Below are 10,272 nucleotides of genomic sequence, written 5' to 3'. Positions count from 1 at the left end.
GTCTTTGCCTGGCGGGAGGGGGTGCCGCTCTTGGAGGGGGCAGTCGCGCAGGTGGTGTGCGACGTCTGGGAGCGGGTGCCCGCAGGGGACCATACGCTGGTGTTGGGACGGGTGCGCTGGCTGGACTATTGGGAGCGCGAGCCGCTCGTTTTCTTTGGCGGTGATTTCCGCTGCCTGGAGGTTCAGCTGCACGATACCAGTATGTGGTGGTGGTGAGCCGCGCTGCCGCGGAAGGGAGAGGGGACGTGACGATCGCCGAGTCGGTCGTGCACGCGGGGCGACTACCTACCCATTTCCATCGGGCAGGGCGTGGAGACCCGGTCATCTTTCTCCATGGCTCCGGCCCGGGAGTGACGGCCTGGGCGAACTGGCGCTTTGCCCTTCCTGCACTGGCGAGCGACTTCGATTGCATCGCCCCGGATCTCTGGGGGTTTGCCCGGAGCGGGCACCCTGATCCGCCACCGATCGGCGCGCGGGCCTGGATGGATCTCTGGGTCGAGCAGGTGATCGCGCTCATGGATCATCTTGGGCTCGGGCGGGCGCATCTGGTCGGAAATTCGATGGGCGGGGCGATCGCGCTCCATCTCCTCCATCGGTACCGCGACCGTTTCGAGCGTGTCGTCCTCATGGGAACAGTCGGAGCCCCGCACCGGATGACGGAACAGCTGGACGTCGCCTGGGGCTTTTACGAAGAACCGACGGCGGAACGCCTGGCCCAGATCATCCGCTGGTTCGTCTACGAGCCAGCGACGGTCGGTGGTGACCTGGACGCGATCGCTCGCGACCGCTTGGCGGCGGCGCTCGACCCAGCGGTGCGCCGGAGTTACGAGGCGATGTTCCCCGCACCGCGTCAGCAGCATCTGGATGCTCTCGTCCTTCCCGAAGAGGCTTATCGCGCGCTGGATCGACCCATCTTGCTCGTGCACGGACGCGACGACGTGGTCGTGCCGGTGGAAACGAGCCTCTGGCTCCTACCACGGTTGCCGCGGGTGCAACTCCATGTCTTCGGGCAGTGCAGTCACTGGGTACAGATCGAGAAACGCGAGAGCTTCAACGAGTTGGTCCGTGCGTTTCTGCGCGGCACGCTCTGAAAAGGAGAGCACGATGCTGGTCCTGAAGGTGACGATGGTCGAAGGGCGCACGCCGGAGCAGAAGGCCGAGCTGATTCGTCGACTTGCCGCAGCAGCTGGGCGTCATCTCGGTTTTCCCGTGGAGGAAATTCGTACCGTCATCTACGAGGTCGGACGCGATGAGTGGGGCATCGGGACGATGACGATGGCCGAGCGAGACCGTGCTGCCTCGTCGCAGTCAGGAGTCTGAGGGGAGTGTCGAGCGATGCTGAGCGAGGCAGAGAAAAAACTCCTGGAAGCGATCCGCGATGCACGAAAGCGGCGCCAGCCTCTTGCGCCGCTCGCGGAAAAACTCGGCGTCGACCTAGAGAGCGCGTATCGTGTGCAAGCTGCTTCCCTGGCCGACCACGCACTCGTCGGCTATAAGCTGGGGTTGGTGAGCCCGTCGAAGCAGCTTCAGATGGGACTGAGCAGCCCGATCTACGGTCGAATCAGCCGGGCCATGTTGCGTGAGCCGGTACTCTCCCTGAGCGAGTTCGTCCAACCGCGCATCGAGCCTGAGATCGCGGTCGTATTGCGTGATCCGGTCCGTCCCGGAGCGTCGCCCGGTACGGTTGCGCTGGCCATCGGGGCGGCCTTTCTGGGCATCGATCTTCTCGACAGCGTCTGGGAAGGGTATCGGTTCAGCGCTCCGGACGTGGTCGCTGACAATGCCTCTGGGGGAGCGTTCTTGCTCGGCGAGCAGGCCCTGCCCTGGCCGGTCGAGGGTGAACTCTCCCTCTACGTGGATGGCGAACTGGTCGCCGCCGGCGCGATCGCTGCGCTCGAGCCGGTGACCGAGCATGTCGCGTGGCTGGCACAGGCAGTCGGTGGCCTGGAGCTTGGTCACGTTATCTACCTGGGCTCGCCAGCGGCAGCAGTGCCGGCGAGAACTGGGGTGCTCGAGTTGCGCGGCCCGTCTGGAGCGGTCCTGCTGGGTCGACTGGAGGCGTGACATGGCGGATCAGGTGGTGGCAGTGGAGAGCGAGGCAGTGGCGCGCCAGCTGGAGCGTGCCCTGACGACGAAGCAGCCGATTCCCCCACTCACGGAGACACTCGGTCCCCTGACGCCGGAACAGGCGTATGCCATCCAGACACGCTGGACCGAGTTGCGGATCGCGCAGGGTGAACGCGTCATCGGTCGCAAGATCGGGTTGACCAGCCGGGCGATGCAGGAACAAATGGGGGTTCGTGAACCGGACTATGGGAGCCTCTGGGCCTCGCGCTTTTTCCCGGCTCGCGGCGGGCGAGCCGAGATTCCGACTGAAATGCTCATTCAGCCGCGCCTGGAAGGAGAGATCGCCTTCTTGATCGGTCGTCGCTTGGAGGGCCCCGGCGTCTCGCTGCAGCAGGTGCTCGCTGCGACCGAGGCAGTGGCGCTCTCAGTGGAAATCGTCGATAGCCGCATCGAGGCCTGGCGCATCAAACTGGCCGATACCATCGCCGACGATGCCTCGTTCGGTGCCTTCACTGTCGGTCCGTGGAGTCGGGCACTGGTGCACGAGGACCTTCGCACGCTCGGCATGATCATCCACAAGAACGGGGAAGTCGCGACCGAGGGAATCGGGGCAGCGGCGTTGGGTCATCCGGCTCGCTGTGTCGCGTGGTTGGCTAACAAACTCGCGGAATTCGGCATCGCGCTCGAGCCGGGGGATATCGTGCTCTCGGGCTCGCTCGCCCGCGCTCTTCCGGCGGCCCGCGGCGACGTGTTCGTCGTCGAGCTGCACGGTCAGCCACCGCTGACGGTTCGCTTCGTGTGAGCGACGCTACCAGCGACGCGGTTGGCATCCGGTCTCGTCCGGGAGAAGAGGGCGGACGAGCAGCACGAACTCCTGCTGGTCGCTCTCCCAACGCGTCGCTGTGTTCGCGGTGGCGAGTTCTTCCAAGAGACGGGGTAGCTCCTTGCGACTTTCGATGACCGCACAGCGGGCGGTCGGCCCTACCCACGGCGCAGGCTCGCCGATCTGGGACAGCGGCATCGGCAATGGCCACGGGCGGCTGCTCACGGGAATGTTCTCGGGAGACTGCGGTGCGAGGGGAGCATCGGCCGGGACAGCGACGATCTGCAGGCGCGTGATGACGTAGGGTATGTCGCGCTCGATGATCGTGTCTGCTGGTAGCCAGCTCGTGAGGTCGCGCGCCTTCGCGGCGAAAGCGGCGAGTTTCTGGCGTGCTTCCCGCTGCTCAGCAGTCAGGCGCGGATCGCTCGGATCCTCGATTCCCAGCGCGTAGACGGAGACACGGGTCCGCTTCCCAGCGGCGTTGACCGTGAAGAAGGTCGTCGGGGCATCGTAGACACCGGGGAGCGGGTAATCGGCATCCCCGGCGAGGAGACCGGCAGCGGCGGCTTCTCGGAGCAGCAACTGCAGACCGTCCTCGGTGATCCGGCTCTGCAGGAGGTTGGGAAGCGCAGGGGGTGGATAGATGAGGATCTGCGGTCCGAGCGTGATGACCGTTCCATCGCCATAGATGGAAAGCTCGGGTAACTCGGTGACGAGGACGAAGGGCGGAAGGAGCCCTCCGCTCGTCTCGATGCGCAGGATCAGGGCATCGGGCTCGCTCGGGTGTGCGATCGGGGTCGGAGTCGGTAGGGTGCCAGCCGGGCCGGCTGCGCAGGCCAAACCGAGGAGATTGACCAACACCAAAGCGACGAGCGAATAGAGACGCGGGTCGTGCCTCTGGAGTTGCTCACGTTTGGTTCGACGAGACATGACGAGCACCTACTGCCGAGAGCCTTCGAGGTTTCCTGAAGAGATGACGATCTCGCTCGGCAGGAGGTTCCCGTCGGCCGATCACTCGGCGGTGATCAAGAGTTGGCCTGTCGGTCGCTCGTTCGAGAGCGCGACGAGCTTCGCATCACCAGCAGCAGCGAAGGCGCGAGCGGAACTCCCGAGCGCTGCTGCTTGCTCTTCGATGAGCCGAGCTAGCCGTGCGGTTTCGCTCGCGATCTCCTCGAGCGCATCGCTCTCGCCGGCCACTTGTTCGGCTCGTGTGAGGCTGGCGCGTAGATGCGTTTCCAGCTCTTGCCATTGACGGTGGACCGCATGCATGGTCGCTTGGAGTTGTTCAGCGGCTGCAGCGTGCTCGCGGGTCACCGCATTGACCGTTTCGAGTAGCGTGCTGACCTGTTCGGTCGAGCGGCGCACGAGTTGGCCCTCGCGATCGATGGCGACGATGCTCTCGACGAGGGCGCGAGCTCGCTCCACGATTTCCTGAGCGGCTCGCTCGGCGTTCCCGGCCAGTTCCGAGCTCTGCTCGGCACGTTGGGCGCTTTGGCGGGCAGAGGCAGCGGCTTTGCCGATCGACTCGGTGATGGCGCCGACCAGTTCCAGGATCTCGCTGGTGGCCTGCTTCGACCGCTCGGCCAGCTTGCGGACCTCCTCGGCGACGACTGCGAATCCTTTGCCGGCTTCCCCGGCGCGGGCTGCTTCGATCGCCGCGTTGAGGGCCAGGAGATTCGTCTGTTCGGCGATCTCTTCGATCGTGCGTCCCATCTGACCGACCTGGCTGGCCAGGCTGGTCAGCTGTTCGACCTGTTCGGCAAGTTCGCGCATCCCTTCCGCCAGGAGACGAAGTTCGCCGAGCGTGACGGTGATGACCTGCCCACCTTGCTCAGCAGCGGTCAGTGCCTCGCGTCCACTCGTCGCTCCCTGACCAGCTCGCTCGACGATGGCTTCGATCCGTTGCGCGAGTTCGCGGGCCGCGCTGTGCAACTGCCGAATGGTCGTGTCCTGCTGACCGGCACCGCGGGCGATACCAGTGGCGGCTTGATCGATCTGCGTGTGGGCTGTGGCGACCTGGTCGACCAGATGCTGATCGTGCGCCATGGTGGTAGCCAGTTCCCGGCTCGCCGCAGCGATCGCCCGGGCGATCCGCTCCAAGTCGTTGCTCGTTCGCGCCAGGGCGTGGCTGAGCGTCGAAGACTGTTGGCAGCTGCCAGTAAGAGTGGTGACCGCTTCCGTGAGGCGTCGCCGCAGTTCGCCATGCTGGTCAGAGAGGTCCTCGCGAGCATCGCTGACTGGGATACTCCCGAGATCGAGACCGATCGAACGAAGGTAATCGAGGAAGAACGCGTCGGACACGGCTTGGAGATCGTAGTTGAAGACCGTGAGGATAGCGCGTTCCGCCTGCGCACGCAAGCGTGGACGAAGCCGGAAGGCACGGCGGAGTTCGTCTCGAACGAGATCCGTGTAGAGAGCGTAGCTTCCGACGTACCACTTGAGAGGAAGGTTGATCTGGTTGTGCATAGCACCGATGCGTAACCGCATCGTGTAGTAGGAGAGACCGAAGTCTCCACCGCGCGCTGCCTCCTCGAAGATGGAGCGAAAGTACGCTGCTTGGGTGCGCTCCAGGCGCTGCCTGACCTTTTCGAGCGGCATCCCGCGCTGGTTGGCGTACCGCTCGAAGAAGCGGCGCGTTTCGGGGAAGGTGAATTGGTGATCGTAGAGGCGGCGGGCGAGGCGGTCAGCGACGCGCTCCGCCCAGGGAGCGAGTTTGGCTAAGACAGCGCGATCGGTCGGCGTCAAGCGAATGAACTGGCGACGGTATTCGAGGTTCTCGTTCGTGAGCCGGAGTGCCTCAGCGAGCGCAGCTCCGCCGGCGGTCCAACGTTCGCGGCAATCGTGGTGCGGCCCTTGGCTCATCGGTATTTCCTCCTTCTTTCCTCACTCGGAAAGACTCGGCATTCGGCGATGACCGGTGCGTAGCCAATCGGTCCTATGAAGGTCCTGGTCGGCTGACTTCGCGCACAGGAGGTCGTTTGCACGGGTATGCAGAGTGGTAGACTCGGAGCGAAGCGGATGGGTCACCATGCCCATCGCGATGGCCGAAGAGGCAGAAGGCAATCGTCGATCGGATGACACAATGGTAAATTCACCGCTGCTTCGGGCATGCCGTCGAGAGACGGTCGAGGCGACCCCTGTTTGGTTGATGCGGCAAGCTGGACGCTATCTCCCGGAGTACCGTGCCCTACGGGAGCGGTATACGCTCTTGGAAATCTGTCGACAACCGGAACTCGCCGCCGAGGTGACGCTCCAGCCGCTCCGCCGTTATTCCCTCGATGCGGCGATCATCTTTGCCGATATCTTGCTGCCCGTGCTCGCGCTCGGTGTGCCGCTCAGGTTCGCCGAGGGCGAAGGGCCGGTCATCGGTACGCCGATCCGCGAGCCAGCAGCGGTCGACCGGCTCCCGGAACCGGACGAAAGTCCTCTCTGGCCGGTGGTCGAGGCGATCCGGATCGTGCGGGCGGAATTGCCGGAGCGGGTGGCAGTCATCGGCTTCGCCGGGGCTCCCTTCACGCTGGCCAGCTACTTGATCGAGGGCGGGAGCTCTCGCCAGTACGTGCGCACGAAACGCTTTCTCCTCACCGAGCGGTCTGCTTGGGAACGCTTGCTGGAACGCTTGACCGAGCTCACGATCCGCTATCTCACGCTGCAGGTTCGCGCTGGTGCCGAGGTCGTGCAGCTCTTCGACAGCTGGGCCGGTGCATTGGCACCAGCTGTCTACCGTGACGCGGTGCTTCCGTGGACACGGCGCATCGTGACAGCGGTTCGAGCGCTCGGGGTCCCGGTCATCGTCTTCAGCACCGGAACAGCCGGCTATCTCGAGCTCGTCGCTGAGACGGGAGCCGATGTCATCGGCGTGGACTGGCGGATCGAGCTCGATCGTGCTTGGGACGCGATCGGCCCGCGAGCGATCCAAGGGAACCTCGATCCGGCTTGGCTGCTGGCGCCAGCTGATGACCTCCGGAAAGCTGCTCGGGACATCTTGGACCGTGCAGCAGGTCGCCCCGGTCACATTTTCAACCTCGGGCACGGCGTGTTGCCGGAGACATCGCCCGATGCGGTCGCGATTCTCGTCGAGTTCGTGCATGAGTACAGTGCCCGTGTCCGACACTGAGTACAAAGGGAGGAAAACTGTGACACGCGAGCGCGTCGCTGTCCTGCTCATGGCCTACGGAGGTCCCGATCGTTTGGAGGATCTGCCAGCCTTCCTCCTCGACGTCCGTCACGGGCGGCCGTATTCCCCCGAACTCCTGGCTGATCTCACGGAGCGGTACCGGGCGATCGGTGGCCGTTCCCCGATCCTCGAGCACACCCGAGCCGAGGCGCTCGGGATCGAACGAGCATTGCAGGAGCATGCGGCCGAGGATGGGGTCGACTACCGCGTGTACGTGGCGATGCGGCACTGGCATCCGTTCATTCGCGAGGTGGTTCCAGTGATCCTGCGCGACGGCGTCGACCGGCTCGTCGCGGTCGTGATGGCGCCGCATTACTCCAGGATGAGCGTGGGCGCGTATCTGGCGCGGTTGGACGAGGCGCTCCGCGAACAGCAGGCGACGGTGCCCGTCCACGCGGTCGAGAGCTGGAAGGACGAGCCGGATTTCATCGCCGCCTGGGTCGACCGGATCACCACGGCGCTCCGTGCCGTTCCCGAGACGGAGCGATCCCGGACGCTCTTGCTGTTCACTGCGCACAGTTTGCCGACGCGGATCCTGGACTGGGGAGATCCGTACCGGGAGGAGATTCTCGCCTCTGTCCGGCTGGTCGCGGCGCACTTCCCCGAGTACGAGTGGCGTTTCGCGTTTCAGAGTCAGGGGGCGAGCGAGGAACCGTGGTTGGGGCCGACAGTCGAGGAGACGCTCGACGAGTTGGCGGCTGCCGGTGTCGCGCGGGTCTTGCTGATACCGATCGGGTTCGTCTGCGACCACGTGGAAGTGCTCTACGACGTCGACATCGCGCACAAGGAGTACGCGTTGTCCCGAGGGATCGTGCTCGAACGACCAGCGATGCTGAACGATCATCCCCTGCTCTGTCGAGCGATCGCGAATGCGGTGCGGCGGACGCTGCGCGAGGCGCGTGTCGAAGTACGATGAGCGCGGTGCACGCGCATGTGGTCGTCATCGGCGGGGGCATCGCTGGTCTCGCGGCGGCCTGGCGCCTCGAACGGCTGAGTCCGGCGGTCAGCGTCACGCTGATCGAGGCAGAGCCCCGCCTGGGAGGATGGATCCGGACCGAGCACTGGGGCGAGGTCATCATCGAGCATGGCCCGGATTCGTGGGTCGCGAGCAAACCTGCCGCAACCGAACTCGCCCGTGCCCTCGGCCTGGAGTCGGAGATCATCGGCTTGCGGTCGGATCAGGCCGAGACGTCGATCATGCACGATGGGCGCCTGCTGCCGCTTCCCAGCGGGCTTTCCCTCGTGGTCCCGACGCGCCTTCGGCCGTTCCTGACGAGCCCGCTCCTTTCGCCGCTCGGGAAGCTGCGGCTCCTCGCTGAGTACCTCGTTCCACCCCGGCTGGATGAAGACGACGAATCGCTGGCGAGCTTCGTACGCCGCCGCTTCGGTCGCGAGTTCGCCGAGCGTGTGGCCGAGCCGCTCTTCTCGGGGATCTTCGCTGGAGACGCGCGGCAGCTGAGCGTTCTCGCAACCTATCCGCATCTGCGGCACCTGGAGCGGGAGCGAGGCAGTCTGCTGAGCGCGATGGCCATGCCGGGACGACGACCAGCTGGACTACCCGGTGGTTCACCGTTCCTGACCCTGCGGTCTGGTATGGAACGTCTCGTACGAGCGGTCGCGAGCGATGTGCAGCGCACCGTGGTGCGGACCGGTATGACCGCGCTCGACATTGCGCCTTCCAACAGTGGATTCGCGATCGACCTGGCCGATGGGACACGGCTGGAGGCTGATGGGGTGATCCTCGCGGTACCGGCCTGGCGGGCAGCCCGACTGCTCGAGTCGTCCTTTGCTGAAGTCGCAGCGGGCTTGCTGGCTGTTCCGTACGCCTCCAGCGCGGCGGTCACGCTGGTGTACCGCCAGAGCGATCTCGCCGGATTCGCGCGGGGGCGAGGCTTCCTGGTCCCCGCACGCGAAGGGCGGCCGATTTCGGCTGTGACCTGGGTCACCAATAAATTCCCAGCACGAGCCCCAGAACATCTCGGGCTCGTCCGCGTCTTCTTCCAGACCGAGCGAGCGGGGCTCAGCGGCGATGCCCCGAGTGAGATTCTCGTCGCGGTCGCGCTTCAGGAACTCCGCTCCGTGGTCGGTTTGCGTGCCGAACCCCTGCATGCGGTCGTCTCCCGGCATGACCGGGCATTGCCGCAGTATCGCGTCGGTCATCGGCAGCGGATCGCCGAACTCTGGAGTCGCCTGGCTTCCTGGCCGGGACTGGCGCTGGCCGGCGCAGCCTATGACGGTGTAGGCGTATCGGACTGCATCGCGAGTGGCTGGCGGGCCGCCGAGGCGGTTCTGCAGGGGATCGGAGCGGTGCAGCGCGTGGGAAGCTAGAAACCGACCCAGGCGCGGACGCGTTCGAGCAGTGTCGTTGGAGCCGAAAGCACGTCAGGATCTGGACGGGGCGGTGCGACGTCCCCGTCGTGCACGACAGCCATCGCATTGGCTTGGAGCCGGATGACCGTCTCCTCGCCGAAGAGCGCGGCCACTCGCTCGAAGGCTGGTCGCAAGCGCGGAGCCCGCCAGTCTGGACTGTGCGCATCGCTGGCCAGCACGCTCACCGCACCTGCCCGGATCAGGCGGAGCGCGACTTGCTGCGCCGCGTAGCCATTCTGACCGAACAGTGAGTCAGCATTCACCTGGATCAGTGCACCGGCGGCGATCGCTTCCAGAAGGCGATCGGGCTGGTGCTGGACCGGTACGTAACGCTCGACGTGGGCGAGGATCGGGCGGAACCCAGCTGCGCGCAGTTCCAAGAGACGATCGGCGAGGTCGCTCGGCCAGGCAGTCCAGTCAGGCAACTCGACCAACACCCAGCGTGTGCCCGAGAGTGTCAAGGCGGTACCCGCGAGGAGGCGATCGACCAGATCGGGCCAGAGTTGTTCCTCCATGCCACTGGCCAGTCGCAGTGGCAGCCGTTCTCGCTCCATGACCGCCTGCAGGCGTTCGAGCGCAGCGACCACCTGGGCCGCGTCGGTCCGGCGCGCGTGCGGGGTCGCGACCACGATCTGCGTCCCGTCCGTGGCCGCGACGCGAAGCATGGCGAGGGATTGGTCGATGTCGCGAGCGCCATCGTCGATACCCGGTAGCACGTGCGTGTGGATATCCACTTGGATCGGAGGTTCCCCGTGGTGCAAGGCACTCCACCTCCTCAGTTGTCCCTTACCGAGTCTACTCGCACGGAGGCGAGCGACTGTGGCCGTACCATGTC

Annotated in this window: 11 protein-coding genes; 8 read left to right on the top strand and 3 right to left on the bottom strand. The window is 65.5% G+C overall.

Annotated elements, in window-relative coordinates:
* The 5 genes from ACWIVK_RS03055 to ACWIVK_RS03035 all read left to right on the top strand — a co-directional run.
* The coding region (locus tag ACWIVK_RS03055) for a flavin reductase family protein (protein WP_448575081.1) at window positions 1-216 on the top strand (216 nt) is incomplete at its 5' end.
* Window positions 217-245: 29 nt separating this feature from the next.
* A complete protein-coding gene (locus ACWIVK_RS03050) occupies window positions 246-1,091 on the top strand; it encodes an alpha/beta fold hydrolase (RefSeq protein ID WP_448575080.1) in 846 nt (281 codons plus the stop codon).
* Window positions 1,000-1,320: a tautomerase family protein gene (locus ACWIVK_RS03045; RefSeq protein ID WP_448575079.1), complete on the top strand. Its 321-nt coding sequence runs from the start codon at window positions 1,000-1,002 to the stop codon at window positions 1,318-1,320. The genes ACWIVK_RS03050 and ACWIVK_RS03045 overlap by 92 nt, the downstream gene beginning before the upstream one ends.
* Window positions 1,321-1,335: 15 nt before the next feature.
* Entirely contained in the window at window positions 1,336-2,064 is a 729-nt protein-coding gene (locus ACWIVK_RS03040) for a 2-keto-4-pentenoate hydratase (RefSeq protein ID WP_448575078.1), read from the top strand.
* 1 nt (window position 2,065) lies between these two features.
* Window positions 2,066-2,869 carry a 2-keto-4-pentenoate hydratase gene (locus ACWIVK_RS03035; RefSeq protein WP_448575077.1) on the top strand — a complete coding sequence of 268 codons (804 nt, stop codon included), beginning with the start codon at window positions 2,066-2,068 and terminating at the stop codon, window positions 2,867-2,869.
* 6 nt (window positions 2,870-2,875) lie between these two features.
* On the opposite strand, the gene ACWIVK_RS03030 is transcribed toward ACWIVK_RS03035, so the two are convergent.
* Together ACWIVK_RS03030 and ACWIVK_RS03025 are read right to left on the bottom strand one after the other, a co-directional pair.
* On the bottom strand, window positions 2,876-3,820 hold the full coding sequence (locus tag ACWIVK_RS03030) for a hypothetical protein (RefSeq protein ID WP_448575076.1): 945 nt from the start codon (window positions 3,818-3,820) through the stop codon (window positions 2,876-2,878).
* A gap of 81 nt (window positions 3,821-3,901) precedes the next feature.
* Window positions 3,902-5,752 carry a methyl-accepting chemotaxis protein gene (locus ACWIVK_RS03025; RefSeq protein WP_448575075.1) on the bottom strand — a complete coding sequence of 617 codons (1,851 nt, stop codon included), beginning with the start codon at window positions 5,750-5,752 and terminating at the stop codon, window positions 3,902-3,904.
* Between the two features lie 166 nt (window positions 5,753-5,918).
* Here ACWIVK_RS03025 and hemE point away from each other — a divergent pair, with 166 nt between their 5' ends.
* The 3 genes from hemE to hemG are packed head-to-tail and all read left to right on the top strand — an operon-like array spanning window position 5,919 to window position 9,395.
* On the top strand, window positions 5,919-7,007 hold the full coding sequence (gene hemE / locus ACWIVK_RS03020; RefSeq protein WP_448575074.1) for a uroporphyrinogen decarboxylase: 1,089 nt from the start codon (window positions 5,919-5,921) through the stop codon (window positions 7,005-7,007).
* Window positions 7,008-7,026: 19 nt separating this feature from the next.
* Entirely contained in the window at window positions 7,027-7,983 is a 957-nt protein-coding gene (gene hemH, locus ACWIVK_RS03015) for a ferrochelatase (protein WP_448575073.1), read from the top strand.
* Window positions 7,980-9,395: a protoporphyrinogen oxidase gene (hemG, locus tag ACWIVK_RS03010; RefSeq protein ID WP_448575071.1), complete on the top strand. Its 1,416-nt coding sequence runs from the start codon at window positions 7,980-7,982 to the stop codon at window positions 9,393-9,395. The genes hemH and hemG overlap by 4 nt, the downstream gene beginning before the upstream one ends.
* Here hemG and ACWIVK_RS03005 read toward each other — a convergent pair.
* Window positions 9,392-10,198, bottom strand: coding sequence for a tyrosine-protein phosphatase (locus tag ACWIVK_RS03005; protein WP_448575070.1), 807 nt, complete (start codon window positions 10,196-10,198; stop codon window positions 9,392-9,394). The two genes, hemG and ACWIVK_RS03005, sit on opposite strands and share 4 nt — an antisense overlap.
* Window positions 10,199-10,272 lie beyond the last annotated feature (74 nt).

The organism is Thermomicrobium sp., from assembly GCF_053493975.1.
The sequence above is the reverse complement of the archived record's forward strand: the minus strand, read 5'-3'. Positions and strand labels throughout refer to the sequence as shown.

Excerpts from the sequence above, each read along its gene's own strand:
- ACWIVK_RS03045 (WP_448575079.1), top strand. The coding sequence starts at position 1,000 with ATGTCTTCGGGCAGTGCAGTCACTGGGTACAGATCGAGAAACGCGAGA.
- ACWIVK_RS03040 (WP_448575078.1), top strand. The coding sequence starts at position 1,336 with ATGCTGAGCGAGGCAGAGAAAAAACTCCTGGAAGCGATCCGCGATGCA.
- ACWIVK_RS03035 (WP_448575077.1), top strand. The coding sequence starts at position 2,066 with ATGGCGGATCAGGTGGTGGCAGTGGAGAGCGAGGCAGTGGCGCGCCAG.
- ACWIVK_RS03030 (WP_448575076.1), bottom strand. The coding sequence starts at position 3,820 with ATGTCTCGTCGAACCAAACGTGAGCAACTCCAGAGGCACGACCCGCGT.
- ACWIVK_RS03025 (WP_448575075.1), bottom strand. The coding sequence starts at position 5,752 with ATGAGCCAAGGGCCGCACCACGATTGCCGCGAACGTTGGACCGCCGGC.
- hemE (WP_448575074.1), top strand. The coding sequence starts at position 5,919 with ATGCCCATCGCGATGGCCGAAGAGGCAGAAGGCAATCGTCGATCGGAT.
- hemG (WP_448575071.1), top strand. The coding sequence starts at position 7,980 with ATGAGCGCGGTGCACGCGCATGTGGTCGTCATCGGCGGGGGCATCGCT.